The sequence below is a fragment of the Desulfitobacterium sp. genome, assembly GCF_982384815.1.
Map to the genome: position 1 here is coordinate 44,881 of NZ_CEVWNY010000001.1, position 19,817 is coordinate 64,697.

Consider the following 19,817-nt stretch of genomic DNA (forward strand, 5'->3'; position numbering starts at 1 on the left):
AGTCTTTGTCCTCACCTTAAGTTATAATTAGTCTATAGGTGCGAACTGCGAAGCAGCACGCAATTGCGTGATAAATATTTATTTACCATAGAGAAAGGATGAGGGAGAACATGAGAATTTTGCATACCTCGGATTGGCATTTGGGTAAGAATTTAGAGGGCTATAGCCGCATGGAGGAACAAGAAGCTTTTTTAGAGGACTTTATCCAAATCGTTAATGAACATGAGGTGGATCTTATTATCATTGCCGGTGATGTCTATGATAGTCCGAACCCTCCGGCCAAAGCCGAGAAGCTGTTTTATGATACCTTAAAAAAATTATCCGCTAATGGCGAGCGGATAACCTTAGTAATTGCCGGCAATCATGATAACCCGGAACGTTTGGTAGCTGCGGGTCCCTTGGCTCGGGACCATGGAATTATTATGGTCGGTACCCCTAAAACCATTGTTCCCGAAGGGGAGTATGGTAAGCATCAGGTTATCGCAGCGGGGGAAGGTTTTGTGGAAATTGAAATGAACGGAGAAAAAGCTGTAATCCTCACCGTTCCCTATCCCAGTGAAAAGAGATTGAATGAAGTCTTGTATGATGCCATGGATGAGGAAGAGGAACGCTTAAAAATCTATGGGGATAAAATCAAACTCCTCTTCGATAGCTTAAGTGAAAAATTTCGTGACGATACCATCAATCTTGTGGTTTCCCATTTGTTTGCTGCGGGAAGTGAAGAATCCGGCTCAGAGCGCAGTATCCAGTTGGGGGGAAGCTTTATTGTCGACGGCAGCTGTTTTCCCGCCAAAGCCCAATACATCGCTCTAGGCCATATTCATAAGCCCCAAATTGTGCAGGGCACGGAGAAAAGAGCTCGCTATGCCGGTTCACCTATCCATTACAATAAGAAGGAAGTCAATTTTGCTAAAAAATGTTTCATCGTTGATCTTAAGCCTCAGCAGGAGTTGGCTATTGAAGAGGTAGGCTTTAAGGTGTACAAGCCCATTGAAGTCTGGAAATGCGAAAGCATCGAGGCGGCTCTGGAGCAATGCGAAGAGAACAAAGACAGGGATTGTTGGGTTTACTTGGAGGTTCAAACTGACCGCTACATACGGGAAGATGAAATCAAGCTCATGAAAAATACCAAAAAAGACATTCTGGAGATCTTGCCGGTGATTACCGCTACTGTAAACGAGGATAGCTTCCTTGACAGCTTTGCCGATAAGAAAATCGAGGATATTTTTAAAGAGTTTTATCTCAAAGAAAAGTCCATGGAGCCTCAGCAAGAGATTATCGACTTATTATCGTCCATTATTCGGGAGGGGGAAGAAGCCGATGAGACCTGTTAAGCTTAAACTCAAAGGATTAAATAGCTTCATCGAAACCCAAGAGATAGATTTTGCCAGGCTTACCAGCAAAGGCTTATTCGGTATTTTCGGCCCTACCGGCAGCGGTAAATCCACTATCCTTGATGGCATTACCCTTGCTCTTTATGGAGCGGTGGCCCGGGGCAGTACCAATTATTTGAACACCAACTGCGAAGCATTACATGTTAGCTACGAGTTTCTGATCTCAGAGAAAGAAACTAAAAGATATCGCGTGGATAGGGAATTCCGCAGAGATAAAAAGACGGGCAATGTCCGCACTCATTCGGCTAAGATCTTACAGTTGACTGATGCTCATGAGTTGGTTTTAGAGGAGCAAGTCCGAGAAGTCACGAAACGGTGTGAAGAAATCATCGGTTTGAAGCTTGAGGACTTCACCCGGACCGTTGTCCTGCCTCAGGGTAAATTCAGCGAGTTTTTAAGATTAGAGGGAAAAGACCGGCGGGAAATGCTGGAGCGGCTCTTTAACCTGCAAAAGTACGGGGATGAGTTGACCTCCCGATTAGGTTCCAGAATTAAAAAAGAGCAGGAGCAAGCCAATATCCTGGTGGGGCGGCTCAACTCCTTTCAGGATTGTAGTGAGGAGATTGTAGAGGAGAAGAACAAGGAATTATCCTCCCTCAGCGAAAAGTTGGCTCAATCTGAAAAAGAACTGAAAAGAGCCGAAGAAAATTTTAACGCCGGAAAAGTAGTATGGGACCTGCAAAAGGAATTAAGCCAACAGGAGGCTCAAAAAGCTCACCTGGAAAAAGGGGAAGCTGAAATTAAGGAATACGAAAGTAAAGTTGACCTAGGTGAACGCTCCCTAAGGGTTAAGCCATATCTGGATCAATACGAAGATACTTTAAGAAAAAACGTCACAACCCAGGGACAGGTTGCTGTACTGGAAAAGGATCTCCAGGCATTGGCATTAAGAAAAGAAGAAGCCCAAGCAAGATGGGAGCAGGCCCGTTTGCAAAAGGATCAGGTGCTGCCTGGCCTTAGACTAAAGGAACAGAATGCTCAAGAGGCCATTGAGGAAAAGAAGAAATGCACTGTTTTAACCCTGGAAAAGGAAAAAATTAAAGAGAAGCTCCTTCAAGCCGAAAAGGATCTGGAGAATACACAGAATCGGATCCAAAAGGGCGAAGCGTATATTGCCAAAGTTAATAATGATATCCGGAGTATAGAGGAAAAGAGTGAAGGTTTAGCCATTGACCCCGAGTTTAAGAAGAAGATCAGTGAATCCTTACTCATCCTTAGTCGTTCCGAAGCGACCCAGCAGCAAGTAGTTAGCCTATCCCATGAGATCCAAGCTATCAAAGAGAAGATAAATGAAGCGCAAGCCAAAGGCTTGGCGTACTCTAAAGAGCTGGAGGCCAAGGAAAAGCAGCTGCAAGCCGGTACCGGCGAGTATCAGACTTTACTGGAAGCTTGCCCGGGCGATCAGGAAACCCTCCTTGCCCTTCAGGAAAGGTTAAACCAAGTCAAGGAGCAATGGGCTAAGCATCAGGACTACGATGCCCTTATTCAGAAGAGCCAAGCAGGTATCCAAGACCGATTGCCAAAGCTGGAGGCTGCTCAACTGCAAAAAACTCAAACAGAGCAGGAAATTACGGAGCTGGAGAAGGAACTAAATAAGTTTGAACGGGAAAATTTAGCCCATGCTTTACGGGTCGCTCTCAGAGAAGGCGAAGCTTGTCCCGTTTGTGGCGCCAAGGAGCACCGCCTTGAAGATGTCGAAGTCCTTGATACGGTCAATCTTGAGCAGCTTCAAGCCCTTTTGGAGGAGAAAAAGGCCCAAGTTCAGGCCTTGGTTCAGGACATAATCAAGACTCAAGAAAATATTAAGACCCACGAAAATAATCTTAAGGATTATCAAGAAAAAATAACTGCCCTGGGAGATGGGTATAAGACTTACGACCCCGAAGCTCTCCGGAAAGAATTCGAGACTTTAAGGGAAGGGATATCACTCTTTACTGCTCAGAAAACCCAATGGGAAAAGGAAATTAAGGAGTTGAGCCAAGCGCAAAACCAGCTGGCGATGAAGCTGAATGAGCAAAATACCATTGGTAAAGAAAACCTTACTTTATTGGCGAACCGTGAGAACTCGCTTAAGGAAACGCAGGCTAAATATGAAGCGTATGAACAGGAACTGAATCTACTGCAAGCCGGTCTGGGTGTCCTGGATTTCAAGCTGGAATATAATGAGATAACCAGCAAAGAAAAAGAGAAGGCCAAGCTGGAAAGTGAATTAAAAGGCTTAAGAGAAACCTTAAAGAAATACCTGGATAAAAAGGAACAGTTAGGCACCGAATTGTCGGCCTTGAAGGAATCCGCGAAGGAATACACTGTCACCTTAAAGGAGAAAGAGAATGCTATTCAAGAAAAGCTTAGTTTTATCAAAGTCAAGGTTGGCCTGGTGGAGGACTTAGAGGGTTATCGAAAGGAACTTCTTAAAGGTATCGCCCAAATCGAAGAGAATTATGCCCAAATGGAAAAAGCCAAAACTGATGTGGAACAGCAGTACATCGATTGTCATGCTGGTTTGCAATCAGCCCAAACTGCCCTGGTTAGTCTTCGGGAAAGAAGTCAAAAGGATCAAGAGTCTCTGGCTAAGGCTTTGTTAGAGGAGCGGCTTAACGACATTGAAGAAGCAAAAAGCCATCTCCTGGATAAAGGCGAGATTGAGAAACTTAAAGGGAAGATTAAGAACTACCGGGATTCCTTAACTCAGCTCCTCGGTGCTATCGGCAACCTGAAAAAGAAACTTGGGGAAAACAGCTTGACCGATGAGCAATGGACCCAAATTCAAAAGATTAAGGAAGAAACAACTACCCTCTTTAAAGAATTGGTCGAAAGCAAGATCAAGTTGGAGGCCAATGTTAAGACCTTGGCGGAAGATTTGCTCAAGAAAAAAGCCCTCCTTAAGGAACAAGCTGAACTGGAACGTCAACTGGGCCTTTTGCGGGAGCTGGAAAAATTATTCAGAGGAAAACGCTTCGTTGAATTTGTCGCCGCCCATCAACTGAAATATGTCTCCATTGAAGCGGGTAAGCGTTTGAAGGAAATTACCAGCGGCAATTACGGGCTGGAAGTGGATGAAAACGGTAAGTTCCTGATTCGTGATTATAAAAACGGCGGGGCCCAGCGGGATGCCAGCACCCTATCCGGAGGAGAAACCTTCCTGGCCTCCCTATCCCTAGCCTTAGCTTTATCTGCGCAAATTCAGTTGAAGGGAACAGCACCCTTGGAATTGTTTTTCCTAGATGAAGGTTTTGGAACTTTGGATGATAACCTTTTGGAAGTGGTCATGGATTCTTTGGAAAAACTCCACAATGATCGCTTATCGGTGGGCATCATCAGCCACGTGGAATCTATTAAAAACCGCGTTCCCGTCAAGCTCCTTGTCAAGCCGGCGGAATCCGGGATGGGTGGCAGTAAGGTAAGAATAGAAGTGAGTTAAGCGACCTTACCTCCCGGTCAGACCTGATTTTTGCAATACCTTGCGCCGACTGAAAGTTTCCGTAATCACTCCTGAGAAAATCAGCCCAAAGGCGATGGAACCGGCCAGCAGGAGCGTGATAGAGCCTAAACGGGCTCCTTCCGTATAGTTATTTTCAATGAAATGCCGAATCGTATTATAAGCCATGCCTCCAGGAACCAGGGGAATGATTCCGGAGATGCTAAAGACGGTCACCGGCATTTTTTGTCTGCGCGCCAGAAATTGACTGATAGTGGCTACGCTGAAGGCAGCTAATAAGGTGGACGGGACTAGATTGACCTTCATTTCCACCGTAAGTACCACATAGATAGTCCAGCCGATCATTCCCACGAGGCCGCCGCTCAACAGAGTTTTGCGGGGCACATTAAACAACACCCCGAAAGCCATCGTGGCTAAAAAGCTGGAATAAAGGGCGGTCAAATTCATATAGAAACTCCTTTCTTGAAACAGAGGGACAGGTTCTCTGTTTCAATTTTTCGGGTCAAGATACTTGGCAGGCGCTTAGTATGAATGAAAGTTTGTTGTCATCCTGAAGGAAGAATGTCTGAAGGATCTTTGGCTACATAAGTACGGCGAGGATTACCGCTACTCCGGCACCAATAGCAAAAGCCGTCAGAAAGGCTTCGGTCCCTCGGGCCAGTCCGGAAACTAAATCACCGGCCATCAGATCCCGAATGGCATTGGTGATGAGCACACCAGGTACTAAGGGCATCACCGAGCCGATGATAACCTTGTCAATCTGAATATCTATGCCAAGATAATAGAAAAAGTAAGCAATAGCACCGATGATAAAGGCGGCAAGGATTTCGGCGAAAAATTTTACGGCAATGCGGTGAGTGGCTTCGGCATAGAGAAAGAACCCCAATCCTCCGGCCGCCAACGCCGGCAAAAAGTCAATGATGGTTCCACCGAACATTAGGCTGAAGAACCCACTGGCTAAAGCCGCCGCTAAGAGCTGAAGCCAAAAAGGATACAGAAATTTTGACTTTTCAATCTGTAAGAGGGTAGTGTGGGCTTGCTCAATAGTAAGCTCTCCATCACTCAGTTTACGGGAGATATCGTTAACACTGACGATTTTGTTCAAGTCGATTTGACGCTCGTAGATTCTTAAAAACTTGGTCTGCTCCTGATCTTGTGCTTGGCCTTGAAGGGATAAAAAGATTCCCGTGGGTGTGACATAGCTGTGTGCCTCCGAAATATTACAGGCCTTAGCAATGCGGTTCATGGTATCTTCAATCCGATAAATCTCTGCGCCGCTTTGTAGCATGATTTTACCGGCTAAGAGGCAGACCTCCGTTATTACTCCAATGGGTGCGTTCACGATTTTTCCCCCTATGATTCTACAAGGTAGATTTATGACAAAGACCACAACGCCTTGTCACCTTAACATATGCAAAGGATCTTTTTCAAAGTAGCTGCTAATAATGATAGCATAGATATAGAGGTATCTACAAAACTTAAGCGAGCTAAAACCCGACTATCCTTAGGTTTTTCATTAATTACAATTAAGTAAATTAGGGGAGGAAAATTTTAAAAAGGTATTGAATGTTTATGCACTAACGCGTATAATTATAAAAAATATCCAAGGAGGTAATGGGTGTGAAAGTTGGAATTATCGGTGCAACAGGATATACAGGTCAAGAGCTGGTGCGCTTACTGCGAAGACACCCAGAAATAGAGCTGACTTATTTAGGTTCTTCCAGTAATAGTGGAGCAGTTTATGAGGAAATGTTTCCTCAGTTTTCCGGTTTAGGAACTGGGGAATTACAGGATGAACATGTGCCGGATCTAGATGTTTTGTTTTGCGCGTTACCTCATGGCCTGACGGCGGGTAGGACAGCACAATGGCTAAATCGAGGCATCAAAGTCATCGACTTAGGTGCGGACTTTCGCCTAAAGGATGCGGCTATTTATGAAGAATGGTATAAGGTTGGGCATCCAGCCAAGGAGCTACTGGCGGAGGCAGTCTACGGCATACCTGAGCTTTATCGTCAGCAGATAGTTGGCAAAACCTTGGTGGCTAATCCCGGCTGTTACCCTACTGCCACACTTTTGGCCTTGGTGCCACTACTCCGCAGGGGGCTATTGCAAAAGGATGGGCTGATTATCGATGCAAAATCCGGGGTTTCCGGAGCAGGCCGGGGCGCCGGCCTTGGAACCCATTTCAGTGAAGTAAACGAGAACTTTAAAGCTTACGGAGTAGCGACCCATCGCCATACTCCGGAGATTGAGCAGCAATTAGGGGAAGCTGCCGGAGCAGAACTCTTTGTTAACTTTACTCCTCATCTTGTGCCCATGATTCGGGGAATCCTGGCGACAATCTATGCTCAGGTTACTCCCGGTGTCACAGAAGCAGATCTTAAAGCCTGCTGGTTGGCGCGGTATGAAGGAGAAGAGTTCGTCCATGTACTTCCGGAAGGAACATGGCCCCAAACGAAGTTTGCCTCTGGGAGTAATCATGTATTCCTACAGTTGAAAGTAGATCCCCGGACAGGGAGAGCTATCCTAGTCTCGGCCATTGATAACTTGATCAAAGGAGCCTCAGGGCAAGCAATTCAGAATATGAATCTGATCTGTGGGTTGCCGGAGAACCTGGGACTGGAGATGAGAGGGCTTTGGCCCTAAGAAATAGTCTTTCTTATGTGCAAATTAATTATATAAGGGAGCGAATTCAGATGGATGAATTAACTCGAAATAGAGAAGGTAAACCCAAGCACCAACCCAAATGGTACATAATACCGGGAGGAATTGCCGCTCCTCAAGGGTTTCGGGCGACAGGGGTTAAAGCCCAAGTGAAATACCCGGACAAGTATGACGTTGCTTTGGTGTATTCCGAGGTGCCGGCTCAGGCTGCCGGGGTCTTTACTCGGAATAAGGTGAAGGCCCATCCTTTGGTCCTGACGAAAAAGCATCTGGAAAACGGGGTTGCTCGAGCCATGGTGGCCAACAGCGGCAATGCCAATGCCTGTGTAGGCAAACCGGGTGATGAGGCCGCTTGGACAATGGCCGAAAAAACTGCGCAAATGCTGGGGATTAACCCTGAAGATGTTTTGGTGGCTTCTACCGGGGTAATCGGTGTAGAACTGCCCGTGAACCGGGTAAGTCAGGGAATAGAGCTGGCGGCATTAGAGGTCTTAAAGGAAACCTCCCCTGAACAGGCTCTGCAAAATTCCCATCAAGCAGCCATGGCCATTATGACCACCGACACGATGGTCAAAGAGGCGGCCTTTGAAATGCCTACAGAGTATGGTGTGATTCGCCTGGGAGCTATGGCTAAAGGGTCAGGCATGATTCACCCCAATATGGGCACTATGCTGGGCTTTATCACCACCGATGCCCGCATTCCGGCCGCCGACCTTCAAGCACTTTTAAGCGAAGCCGTGGAAGATAGCTTTAATATGGTAACGGTGGATGGGGATACAAGCACCAATGATATGGTTTTAGCTTTAGCCAATGGTCAATCCGGAGTAACTTTAAACCCACAGGAATGGGCGGAGTTTCGTAAAATGTTTTTCGCCCTGTGCAAAGGGTTAGCACAAGATATCGCTCGGGATGGAGAAGGAGCTACTAAATTTTTAGAAGTAGAAGTTCAAGGGGCGCAAACAGTTGCAGACGCCCGTAAGATTGCCAAAAGTATTTGTGGTTCCAGCCTCGTTAAGACGGCCATCTATGGGGAGGATGCCAATTGGGGAAGAATCCTTGCTGCAGCAGGGTACTCCGGGGCAGAGTTTGATCCCAATCAAGTGGATATCTATCTCGGCCATGTCCTCGTCGCCAAAGGGGGTCAAGGGGTTAATTTTTCCGAGGAAGAAGCTAAACAAGTTTTGGCTAAAAAAGATATTATCATTCAAATTATTCTCGGGGAAGGGAATGCCCAAGCAACAGCCTGGGGCTGCGACCTTACCCATGAATATGTAACTATTAACGGAGATTATCGGACTTAAGCGAGGCTGCAATGCCACTACACGCCAAAGCGCCGGTGCCACTCACTCGGCCGCTCCACTGCCGCATCCGAAACCTATTGGGCACCCTGCATGTGAACCTACGTTGCGGCGGACGTTTCGCCGGCATGAAAGTCAGAATAGATCAAGACACCAGAAGGGGGATAGGGAGATGACTCCTTTAGATCAAGGGTTAGATAAAGCCCGGGTGCTCATTGAGGCCCTGCCTTATATACAAAAATTCGCCGGCAAGACGGTAGTTATAAAGTATGGCGGTCACGCCATGTTGGAGCAAGATCTTAAAGAGAAAGTGATGTTGGACCTTTTGCTCCTGCACTCAGTGGGGATTCGCCCGGTGGTAGTCCATGGGGGAGGACCGGAGATCAATTCTATGTTGAATAAGGTGGGAAAAGAGAGCCACTTTATCCGGGGGCTGAGGGTTACGGATAAGGAGACTATGGAAATTGCCGCTATGGTGTTGGTAGGGAAACTAAACACGGAAATCGTTTCCTTACTGAACCGCTTCGGTGGCAAGGCTGTGGGACTTTCCGGAAAAGATGCCCAACTGCTCCAAGCTGTCAAAAAACCCATGCAACTCGCCAACTCTCTTGGGGAAATGGAAGATGTGGATTTAGGCTTTGTAGGGGAGATTGAACAAGTCCGGCCGGGGATTATTACTTCTTTGATTGAACAAGGCTATATCCCGGTGATCTCGCCGGTGGCCGGTGGAGAGGATGGGGAATCTTACAATATCAATGCCGATACTGCTGCCGGAGAAATCGCCAAGGCCCTGAAGGCAGATAAATTTCTTTTACTGACAGATGTGCCGGGTGTTTTACGAGATGTTGAGGACAAAGACTCCCTAATCTCCGTAATTAAAAAAGAGGAGATCCCCAAGCTCATTGACGGTGGTGTGATTAGCGGCGGTATGATTCCCAAAGTCGAATGTGCCCAAGAGGCCCTACAGGGTGGAGTGGGAAGCGTCCATATTCTCGATGGTCGCATCCCCCATGCCATACTCTTAGAATTATTCACCGACGGCGGAATCGGCACCATGTTTTTGCCTTAAGCCTTATATAAGCAGCATAGATCCTTCGCACTTGCCTGGGATGCCACTTTTTGTTGCGATTGTCTTAGTCATATTTGTACGCTTAGTCTTTGTCAAACTGAGCATGGCGAAGTATCCTGACCCGAAATAAATAACCTTTATAATGAATAAAGGGACCTGTCCCCTTTATTCACTTAGTTGAAGAAAAACCATACGAAGGAGGAGATAAAATTGAGCGAAACACCCCAAGACCTGATTCAGCGGGGCCAGGATGTGGTAATGAATACTTATGGCCGTTTGCCTATGGCAATTGTTAAAGGCAAAGGCACCTACGTCTGGGACGCAGAAGGAAATAAGTATCTGGATTTTGTGACCGGGTTAGCAGTCAATTCCCTGGGGCATGGCCACCCGGCCGTTGTAGAAGCCATTCAAAAGCAAGCGGTCGAGATTTTGCATACCTCCAATCTTTATTGGATTCCAAACCAAATTGCTCTGGCGGAAAAATTAGTAGAGAGTTCTTTCGCGGATAAGGTATTCTTCTGCAACAGTGGAGCGGAAGCTAATGAGGCTGCTCTTAAATTAGCCCGGAAGTACGCCAAAGAGCATTACGGCGAGGATAAATATGAAATTCTGACTCTGGTCAATTCCTTCCACGGTCGGACTTTAGCTACCTTAACCGCAACAGGACAAACCAAATATCAACAAGGTTATGCTCCCTTACCGGAAGGCTTCTCATATCTGCCCATCAATGATATAGCTCAATTGGATGAGAAAATGAGTGAAAAAGTAGCCGCTGTAATGCTGGAGCCCATTCAAGGGGAAGGCGGAATACTTCCCGTCGATGAGGAGTATATTCAAAAAGTCCGCAAGCTTTGTGATCAATATGGTGCCCTCTTGATCTTCGACGAAGTCCAGGTGGGATTAGGAAGAACGGGCAAGCTCTTTGCTCATGAGTGGACCGGTGTCACTCCCGATATCATGACCCTGGCCAAGGCCCTGGGAGGCGGAGTACCCATCGGAGCCATGCTGGCCACAGACAAGGTGGCTTCTACCTTTAAACCCGGAGATCACGCTTCTACTTTTGGTGGGAATCCTTTGTCTACAGCCGTGGGCTGCGCGGTGATGAATGTTCTCACTGAAGAAGGATATTTGGCGGAGGTCCGGAAACGGGCAGGGTACTTTAAAAATGAACTGCAAAAACTTGCTGACAAATACCATACTAGGGAAGAAATCCGTGGCCAGGGTTTTATTCTAGGCTGGCCTCTTGATCGCTTAGGGCCGGAGATTGTGGAAGCTGCTCGTGGCAAGGGATTACTCATCAACTTTGCTGGAGGGAAGGCTTTAAGGTTTTTGCCGCCACTAAATGTATCCCATGAAGAGATGGATCAAGCCATTACTATATTAGATCAGATCTTTAGCAAACTTTGGTGAGGGATCAAAAACATCCCATCATATAAGACCCGCAATTTGCGAGTTTTTTCAATCATTTCCTTAGGGAATCGGGCTGTAACCTGGTTCGCTTATTTATACCTTTCTTTATGGAAAATATCACCTTGTCCTTGTGACATGCATAGATTATATCAGGTCCCTATCCAAGCTGTCTGCCTTAATCCCAATCGTATTATTGATTTCCTCCTTTTCGCTTAAAGCGGCTAGTTGAAATATAAACTAGCCGCTTATGACAATAAAAGAAAGGCCAGGCAATTCGCCCGGCCTTTCTTTTATTGTTTTAGAAGATTACTCCAAGTGCAATTAGGATAAGAATCGCAATAGCAATGATCCCTACTCCGACAAAGCTACCAAATCCGCCGCCGCAGCCGCCCATTCCGTATCCCATTCCGTACATAACCTTACCTCCTTTCAATTCTTTAATTTAGTTAAGCTTAGAACACGATGCCCATAGCGATGAGCAGAAGAATGATTACAACTACAATTGCAATACCTTCAAATCTTTCTTCACGACGTTCATAGCCAGCTCCAAATGCCATTCGAATGTCCTCCTTTACTTTAAGATAGTTTATAATATGCTTTGTCTATAAAGCTTGCCACAACATGGTAATTATTAAGGCCATAATGCAATTAAATTTGTAATTGTATCAACTGCCAAATAATTAGGTTCTACCCCTTTTCAATCCTCATAGTTGTTTGTTATTATTGTTACAGGTTATGCATTTAATTCCTCTTATCTTGATTATTAAATAAGTAAGAAACTTTCCTGAGAGCTTGCCAATTCGTCTTAGGAAAGTTTCCTTCTACATTTGACAAACAACTGGTTACATAGGGGGGAAGATTATGAAAGAGTTCACAAATACTAGTAGTAATTACTATGAGCAAAGTCAGACCCGTTTTAATCCGGAATGGTTCGATAAAGCCCAATATGCCCTGAATTCTCATAACTTAAAGAGTTGGACTGCAGGCTTGCGTTTTTCCAGCATCACTGATAAAATCGTCGCCCAACTAAAGCCAACCCTTCTTAATTCTTGCTTGGAGAAGATTAAAAATCATCCCCAAGAATTCGATCATAATTTGTTGCTGCAAAAATACTATTTTATTTACTGCAATGATGAAAGAGGGAACATTCGCAATCTTTCTTTTAGCCCAGATGTCAACCAATATGTTGACCAACACTTGCGTAATTTCATGATTGATTATCTGGATCGTGAAAATGGTTGGGAAGATGCCGTGAAATGGTATTGGAATAACTCCCTTACTTGGACCTTGGAAGCTATGTCCCGGGAAATTAGCACTGGAACTCAAGCTCGCATGCCGGAACGCACCTGGGCAAAAATTTATTCCAAAACCCTTTGTTATGCTGCTCCGGAACGCTTCAACCAAATGTTCGATATTTACGCCCGGAACTTTGTGGAATTATTTATGCGTTCCTTTCAGAAAAAATACTTCGGTAATTCCCAATGTTGTTTGACGGTTTTTGAAGAGTTTTTAGGCCTGGATTCTCCGCCACAAGGGCTAAAGAGCATTCTCCACCCCAGAGTAAACTATGAAAGAATGTCTTATATCACCACTTTAAGTCAGGCAATGTATCAGCAGTTGCGTAAAGCAGTAGCAATTGTAGATTTTTCCGTTAAGGATACGAAAATTTGGCCGAGTGCAAGTCTCCATACCCAAAGTGGCAGTTCAAGTGGTGAGGCTTTATTAAAAATAAGCACCAATGGAATGAATGATGAGACGGTGGATGTAATGGATTCCATCTGTCACTTATGGTTAAAAAAATCCAACCTGCAAGAAGCCGAAATTCAGATAAATGCAGATGATATTTTGGAGCTGCGGGGCTTGCGCAAACAAAAGAATGGCCTCGGCCGGCGCGGGGGATATAAAAACGAATGGCGGGAGCGCATCGCCACCCATATGGATATTCTAGACCATCTCTGGATTAACGACCTGGAGGGGGCTGTTGCAGCTGCAGAAGAGAAGGCTTTTATCATCCGGCCAATGGATTGCCAAAAGGAAAATGGCAAAGGGGAATATACTTGGGAGGTAAGGCCTGGGGACCCATTGATTCGGGACTTACAGGAAGGAAAACGTCAGACCGCCCTCCTCTCAAAAAGGGTTCTCGAACTGGATCCCTACCGACAGTCCTATGAGAAACGGGCTTCCCGCTATTTCTCCTGGTTGTGGCGAAGTAGACAGTCACGTGCCCGATATCTGGAACCTATTCGCGTTTCAACCCTTCTTGAGGCTATTAACCTGGAATATAATAAATCCCGTTCTTCCAAAGTCATCGAGCGGTTTGAAAAAATGTTGGATATTCTTAAAGACAAAGGAATTATTGCTAATTGGCAATATGACCGGATTTATCATAATGGGAGGGAGTGGCTGGATCTGAAACTTGTGGTCGAACCACCCCAGGCGATTATCGATCAGTACGCTAAGATCAAATCTCCCGGGAAAAATTCTGCCTACGGAGGCAAATCCAAGGAAATACCTTTACCTTATACCGGTGATCAATTAAAGCAGGAAAGGCTTAGACGCCGCTTGACCCAGCTTCAATCCGCCGAAGAAATCGGCATCAATCAAACCACCCTCTCCAAGCTGGAGTTAGGTCGTCGTAATCCGGATTACCGCACGGTTCAGAAGATCCAACAGTGGTTTAACGCTTAATCTGTACTAATGCTCCCATCCGTATTTTTTCTCTACCTTATGAGAACCTCTAGTCTACCCTATCAAGACAAGAAGTCTACCCAATCGATGCGTAAAAGAACCCCAAATCATAGCCTGGTAAGGGATAAGCCTTTCTAATAATAGAAAACATATTGACCTAATGCCTGTTTGCGAGCCTGCAAGCGGGCTTATTTTATAATCAAAATGGTCAGAGAACAAAGGAGGAAAAGACCCCTTACAAATGTGAATGTGAAATTAAGAGGAGGTGAAATTGTTGAAAAAGGGTATGAATCTAATCAAAAGCTTATTTTTACTGTTTGCCTTTGCCCTTATTATCTTTGTCGGCTCAACAAGCGAAACTCAGGCCTTTGTTTCCATGAGTGAGGATCAGGTAACCTGTACCCCTTGTCATGAAGATGGACGTAAAGGGGATGGTAAGGGAGGAGAAATCCATCCTTCCGGGAGCCCAGCCCCTGAGGGAACTGCAGGGGAAGGAGAGGGACAACCTGCGAAAGATCCCATGCTTACGCAGTATCAAAGCACCACCATTGGTAATTTAACTATCGCCCCCACGGCTGACTGGGATGATATCTGGGCTTGGGTTCAAGCACAACCCCCTGTAAAAGTGGAAAGCAAATATGACGAGGCGTTTCAGAAGTAACCCTAAGTGATCGCGATAATTGATAAAACGATAAAGGGAGTGACACTTAAGTGAGCGATAAATTTAATGTAAGCCGTCGGAAATTCATGATTGGCGGATTAGCCACGGCAGTGGCCGCCGGAGCAGGCTTATTGACCGGTTGTAGTTCTCAAGCAGCAGCCCCTGCAGGTAATGAACCGGCTACTGGAAAGTGGGATACTGAGGCTGATGTTGTTGTTGTCGGGTTTGGTTGTGGTGGCGGTGGAGCCGCTGTTTCAGCTGCTGAAGCCGGAGCTTCCGTACTCGTATTGGAATCTATGCCTATCCCCGGTGGTACCACCCGTGTTTCCGGGGGAGCCTTGTGGGTACCCGCTAACCCGCTTATGAAAAAAGAAGGTATCGCCGACTCCATCGAAGAAGGTCGTCAATACATCTTAAAAGGTAATGATGGTCAAGTAGATGAGGTACTCATTGATGCTTATTTAGAAAACGGCCCTAAGGTTGTTGAATTCTTAATGAACAAATTAGGCGTAGAGTTTAAATTCGGCTATCCCGACTATCATCCGGAGTGGCCGGGTGGTAAAAGACTGGGCCGAAGCATCAGCCCATCCTATAATGGTAAAGGATCCGGGGAAGCCTTGATGGCAGCTCTCTATGATTATTCCTTAGCTAAAGGTGTTAAATTTGCCTTTAATACCCACGCTAAGAAGCTGATCAAAGACGAATCCGGAAAGGTTATGGGTATTTTTGCTTATCAAGAGGGCAAAGAGATCCGGGTCAAAGCTAATCGTGGAGTTATCCTAGCCACAGGTGGTTTTGAATGGGATAAAGACTTGCTTAAGACCTATCAAAGAGGACCTGTGGAGGCCTCGGTAGTATTTAACCCCGGCAGCGGCGGCGGAGTCTACGCCTCCGGTGACGGCTTAAGAATGGCCATTGATGCCGGTGCCGACCTTCGCAACATGAATGAGTCTTGGGGGTTAATGGTCTACTTGCTACCCGGTTGGGAAGATGAGGTTGCTAACTACCGTCAAAACGCTAAGGACTACAAGAAGAGTACCTGGAAGACCATTATCGGTGACTGGTTCCTCTGGAGAGGAAAGCCCGGAACGATTATCGTTAATAAGGATGGCAAGCGCTTCATGAACGAAGCCTGTGATTACGATACCTCTGCTTATCCCTTCTATGAGCGGGATACTTTCGGTGAAAACCGTTGGCGCAACCTGCCGGCTTTTGTCATTGCCGACTCCGTACAATGGAGCAAGTATGGTATTGCCGGAGCCAAAGGGGATAATGTGCCTGCCCATATCACAAAAGCAGATACTTTAGCTGAACTAGCCCAAAAACTCGGTATTGATGCTAAAGGTTTGGAAGCTACTGTTGCTGAGTTCAACAAGCATGCTTCCCAAACTCCCCCGCAAGATCCCTACTTTCATCGTGGCGAAAGCTATTTCGATCGCTTTGCTTCCGGTGATTTTGCAATGGCCCAAGCCGACCCCGAAAATCCCGCTTGCACTTTAGCACCTCTGACCAAAGGGCCATATTATGGCATTCAGATTCACTCTGCCAACTGCGGAACCTGCGGCGGAGCCCGCATTAATGCCAAAGCCCAAGTCATTGACGTCCATGGCAATGTCATTCCCGGCCTTTATGCTGCCGGTAATGCAGCCGGATTAGGCGGCCCCGGCATTACTTATCATGGCCCTGGAAATCCCATCGCCGGTGGTGTTATCTTCGGTTACCTAGCCGGATTAGACGCAGCTCAAAAAGCCTAATCAATTTATTGCCCGCATGAGAATACCAAATGCATGCAAATAACGTAAAAAAGAATGCACCAAGGCAGTTTGCCAAGGTGCATTCTTTATAGATATTGGGCCTTCTATGGTTCTAGGAGAAAATTGATTTCAGATCAATTTCAAGATCCGCGAAAATTGATACCCTTATCGTATCTTCATCGGTATACATTTCCGGTCTGCCATACCTGTTGTTAGCTTCTAATAAAAATACGCTCACCAGTTTTTGATCAGGTTCTAAAATCCAATATTCCCTAACTCCTGCTTTTTCATATTTGTTAAACTTGACCACTTTATCTGTTTTAGCCGTGGAAGGGGATAGGATTTCGATGATTAGATCAGGCGAACCTTTACAGCCCTTTTCATCAAGCTTTGAATTATCACAAACGATTGTAATATCGGGCTCAACCACGTTTTTTACCGCATTGTCATCCTCCTCGACATCTAACCTCACACAGAAGGGAGCATGATAAATTTTACATTCCTTATCTTTCAAATAGTTGCCAAATTGCATTAAAAGGGCAAGAGATACTTCTTGATGTACCCTAGATGGTGCACCCTGCATATAAGGTGTACCGTCAATTATCTCCCATCTTTCTGACTCGTCCCAGGTTAAGTAATCGGCAAAAGAATAGCCGGGTTTTTGCTTAGGTAAGGGCATTTCTAATACACTCCTATCAGTGATCATTGCCTTTTATAATATTATATCAAATAACGAGCAAATAAGATATTTTAAAGGAAGAAAATGTATGTATATTATTTTGACTGCAAAGAATCTCTATCGATATAATATAATCAGTGTTAATTAAGATTCTGCATGACTATGAACGCACTTTTGCCATAATTACCCTTTACAGTGGTCGGTTTTTATATTATATAAGAGTATAGAAATTCTCGGTAAATGCGACAATTTGAGGTAAGCTTAATGGAAATACTGAATCAGAAAATAAGTCGGCGCAAATTCATAGCCCTTGGGACAGCGGCGATAGGAGGGGTAGCTTTGGCCTCCCATCTGGGAAATACTATTGGTGATTCAGAAAAAATTGCTATGCCAACCTTGGTTCCTACACCGGAAAAGTGGAAAAACCAGGATCTTACCGTGGCCTGGCTGGGTCATGCGGCATTTTTAATTAACTTTTACGGTATCAAAATCCTTATCGATCCGGCTTTTTACGAAAGAATCGGTCTTACTCCCGTGGGTAACTTTACCATTGGGGTCAAACGGCAAGTAGCCGGTCCGCTAACGGCAAAGCAGATTGGTAAAGTAGATCTGATTATCTGTTCCCATGCCCACACCGACCATTTTGATTACCCAAGCCTTAGGGATATGCAGTCACCCCAAACCTCTGTAATCACCGCTAAAAACACCCAGACTCTCTGGGAGGGTATGAATTTCAAATCAATCGAAGAGATGCATTGGGGCGATGAAAAGGAATATGCGGGCGGTCTAAAGGTCAAAGCCATCGAGGGGGCTCATTGGGGTGCAAGGCTGCCCTGGAACAAAGAAATGGAGTCTAATTCCATTCTTCTTTCCAAAAACGGTGTAAACATCTTCTTGGGTGCAGATACAGGCTACACAGAAAAGATTCAAGAGCAGCTAAGAGAAGTGGATATAGAACTTGCGATCATGGGGATCGGGGCCTATTCTCCTAAATCCTTTGAAGCACGACATGCTACACCGGAACAAGCCGTCCGGATGGCGGAGGAGATGGGGGCCAAGAAAATTTTACCCATGCATTGGGGAACTTTTAAACTCTCCCAGGAACCCATGGGTGAGCCCATTCAGCGTTTTAATCAGGCTATGGCAGGTAAACTGGATAAAGTCGCGCTTCAGGAGATCGGAGCTACCTGGGTTTTTCATAAATAATAATAAAATGCACCTTGGCAATTGCCTTGGTGCATTTTGAATTCATCTTTTCATTTACTTGGCGATTTGCCCCTCTACCAGGGTAACAGCATTATTACCTGATTGAATGGGCTGTTTGTCAAAAATAGGTATCAATAAGAACGTAACTACACAAGCAATCCACTCAAGATAAATAACATGAGGGAATACCCGGATGGCCGGAATAAATTGCCATAGGATCAAGATGACAATCCCAACAAGATTGGTGTAAAAGGCAGAGTTCTTACGTGCAAGTCCCGGTGCAAAGACCGTAAATAAAAACACCACCGTAAACGCTGCTGTCAAGCTGAGCCCGATCAGAATAGTCTTAAGAATACCACTCACAGTTAAAGCTAAAATAAAGGTCAGTGCTCCTAGAGCGATGACGGAAAACCTGGTCATCCACATTAGATGTTGTTCGTCACTGGCCGGGCGCAAAAAGCGTTTATAAATATCCTGGGTGAACAGTGTAGCAGAGCCTAATAATAAAGTTCCTGCAGTGGAAACATCCGCCGCCCAAAGGGCGGCAAGGGTCACTCCGGCTAGAACCGGGGGTAAAGACATGATCATTTGGGGTAAAGCAAGTGTTGCGCTGATGGAAGGGAGCATTCCCTTGGCAGCAATCCCCATCAAGGCGGCCAGAAAACCGATGGGCAGCATCAAAAGTCCCCCAATAATAAAACCGTTGCGGGCAGTCTTTGCATCCTTAGCACTCAAGGAAATCTGTACTGTACCCTGCATGGAGAAGGTTTGTGTAATCATTACAGCAAACCAGCTGGCAATGGCAATCCAGCCTAAGCCATCCACCCAATGAAAATAGGGAACTTCCTGGGGAAGTCTTACAGCGATTTGGGCGATCCCGCCCTGACTTGTGATCGTAGCAATAGTAGCGATTGTAATGCCAAGATAAATTAATATAACATTTAAAATGTTGGAAATACCGGCAGACCACATTCCTCCCACGAAGGTAATGCCGATGAAAACGAAAGCACTGGTGATGATTCCGGATTGCAAGGTAAAGACTGAAGGAAGCAATGAAGCAAGAATCGCTCCTCCAGCGAGATACTGAAGGGAGGTAATGACAAGCTGAATGGTGATTTGACTGAGAACGCAAAGTATGTGACCTTTAGTATCATAGAACTTCTCAAACATCTGGGGAACCGTCGTAATATTCATCTGACGGTATTTCGAAGCTGCCAAAAGCCCCATAGCAATTGCACCGGCACCCCAAGCCACATTATACCAGCCGGCGGAAAGTCCGACGCTGTAAGCTTGTTCGGCCACACCAATCGTTGAAGCCCCCCCAATGGCCAAGCCCGTAATTGTAACGGCAATGAGTGGGGTCGTCATTTGCCGTCCGGCCAAGAGGAATCCTTCGGTACCTTTAGCAAGTCTTGAAGCATAAAAGCTAATTCCAAACAAAACTAAAATATAAAGGATCACGATCATCAAAGGGATATTAAACATTTTGCCACCGTCCTACTTTTTTGTTTAAGTTTTTTTGTTTTTTAAACCCTACTTTTTAAATCCTACTTAA

Annotated in this window: 14 protein-coding genes; 10 read left to right on the forward strand and 4 right to left on the reverse strand. The window is 45.5% G+C overall.

Annotated features, from left to right (window positions below; genetic code table 11):
• The first annotated feature begins 110 nt into the window (after window positions 1-110).
• Together AC1U9U_RS00210 and AC1U9U_RS00215 are read left to right on the forward strand one after the other, a co-directional pair.
• Window positions 111-1,334 carry an exonuclease SbcCD subunit D gene (locus AC1U9U_RS00210; RefSeq protein ID WP_479958526.1) on the forward strand — a complete coding sequence of 408 codons (1,224 nt, stop codon included), beginning with the start codon at window positions 111-113 and terminating at the stop codon, window positions 1,332-1,334.
• A complete protein-coding gene (locus AC1U9U_RS00215) occupies window positions 1,321-4,815 on the forward strand; it encodes an AAA family ATPase (RefSeq protein WP_479958527.1) in 3,495 nt (1,164 codons plus the stop codon). The genes AC1U9U_RS00210 and AC1U9U_RS00215 overlap by 14 nt, the downstream gene beginning before the upstream one ends.
• A gap of 6 nt (window positions 4,816-4,821) precedes the next feature.
• Here AC1U9U_RS00215 and AC1U9U_RS00220 read toward each other — a convergent pair whose 3' ends face one another.
• A complete protein-coding gene (locus AC1U9U_RS00220; protein ID WP_479958528.1) occupies window positions 4,822-5,280 on the reverse strand; it encodes a threonine/serine exporter family protein in 459 nt (152 codons plus the stop codon).
• A 133-nt stretch (window positions 5,281-5,413) separates the two neighbouring features.
• Window positions 5,414-6,175 carry a threonine/serine exporter family protein gene (locus tag AC1U9U_RS00225; protein ID WP_479958529.1) on the reverse strand — a complete coding sequence of 254 codons (762 nt, stop codon included), beginning with the start codon at window positions 6,173-6,175 and terminating at the stop codon, window positions 5,414-5,416.
• 278 nt (window positions 6,176-6,453) lie between these two features.
• Here AC1U9U_RS00225 and argC point away from each other — a divergent pair, with 278 nt between their 5' ends.
• The 7 genes from argC (at window position 6,454) to AC1U9U_RS00260 (ending at window position 16,377) form a co-directional block, all read left to right on the forward strand.
• Window positions 6,454-7,479 carry an N-acetyl-gamma-glutamyl-phosphate reductase gene (gene argC, locus AC1U9U_RS00230; RefSeq protein ID WP_479958530.1) on the forward strand — a complete coding sequence of 342 codons (1,026 nt, stop codon included), beginning with the start codon at window positions 6,454-6,456 and terminating at the stop codon, window positions 7,477-7,479.
• A 50-nt stretch (window positions 7,480-7,529) separates the two neighbouring features.
• Window positions 7,530-8,798 carry a bifunctional glutamate N-acetyltransferase/amino-acid acetyltransferase ArgJ gene (argJ, locus tag AC1U9U_RS00235; protein ID WP_479958531.1) on the forward strand — a complete coding sequence of 423 codons (1,269 nt, stop codon included), beginning with the start codon at window positions 7,530-7,532 and terminating at the stop codon, window positions 8,796-8,798.
• Between the two features lie 169 nt (window positions 8,799-8,967).
• Window positions 8,968-9,864, forward strand: a complete 897-nt coding sequence (gene argB / locus AC1U9U_RS00240; RefSeq protein WP_479958532.1) for an acetylglutamate kinase — start codon at window positions 8,968-8,970, stop codon at window positions 9,862-9,864.
• 210 nt (window positions 9,865-10,074) lie between these two features.
• A complete protein-coding gene (locus AC1U9U_RS00245; protein ID WP_479958533.1) occupies window positions 10,075-11,274 on the forward strand; it encodes an acetylornithine transaminase in 1,200 nt (399 codons plus the stop codon).
• An 861-nt stretch (window positions 11,275-12,135) separates the two neighbouring features.
• Window positions 12,136-13,962 carry a helix-turn-helix domain-containing protein gene (locus AC1U9U_RS00250; protein ID WP_479958534.1) on the forward strand — a complete coding sequence of 609 codons (1,827 nt, stop codon included), beginning with the start codon at window positions 12,136-12,138 and terminating at the stop codon, window positions 13,960-13,962.
• 265 nt (window positions 13,963-14,227) lie between these two features.
• On the forward strand, window positions 14,228-14,623 hold the full coding sequence (locus AC1U9U_RS00255) for a hypothetical protein (RefSeq protein WP_479958535.1): 396 nt from the start codon (window positions 14,228-14,230) through the stop codon (window positions 14,621-14,623).
• Window positions 14,624-14,673: 50 nt separating this feature from the next.
• A complete protein-coding gene (locus AC1U9U_RS00260; RefSeq protein WP_479958536.1) occupies window positions 14,674-16,377 on the forward strand; it encodes an FAD-dependent oxidoreductase in 1,704 nt (567 codons plus the stop codon).
• A 112-nt stretch (window positions 16,378-16,489) separates the two neighbouring features.
• On the opposite strand, the gene AC1U9U_RS00265 is transcribed toward AC1U9U_RS00260, so the two are convergent.
• The gene (locus AC1U9U_RS00265) at window positions 16,490-17,056 is read right to left on the reverse strand and encodes a Uma2 family endonuclease (protein WP_479958537.1); all 567 of its coding nucleotides are present in this window, start codon (window positions 17,054-17,056) and stop codon (window positions 16,490-16,492) included.
• Window positions 17,057-17,320: 264 nt separating this feature from the next.
• Here AC1U9U_RS00265 and AC1U9U_RS00270 point away from each other — a divergent pair, with 264 nt between their 5' ends.
• Window positions 17,321-18,262 carry an MBL fold metallo-hydrolase gene (locus AC1U9U_RS00270; RefSeq protein ID WP_479958538.1) on the forward strand — a complete coding sequence of 314 codons (942 nt, stop codon included), beginning with the start codon at window positions 17,321-17,323 and terminating at the stop codon, window positions 18,260-18,262.
• A gap of 54 nt (window positions 18,263-18,316) precedes the next feature.
• Here AC1U9U_RS00270 and AC1U9U_RS00275 read toward each other — a convergent pair whose 3' ends face one another.
• A complete protein-coding gene (locus AC1U9U_RS00275) occupies window positions 18,317-19,747 on the reverse strand; it encodes a sodium:solute symporter family protein (protein ID WP_479958539.1) in 1,431 nt (476 codons plus the stop codon).
• Between the last annotated feature and the right edge of the window lie 70 nt (window positions 19,748-19,817).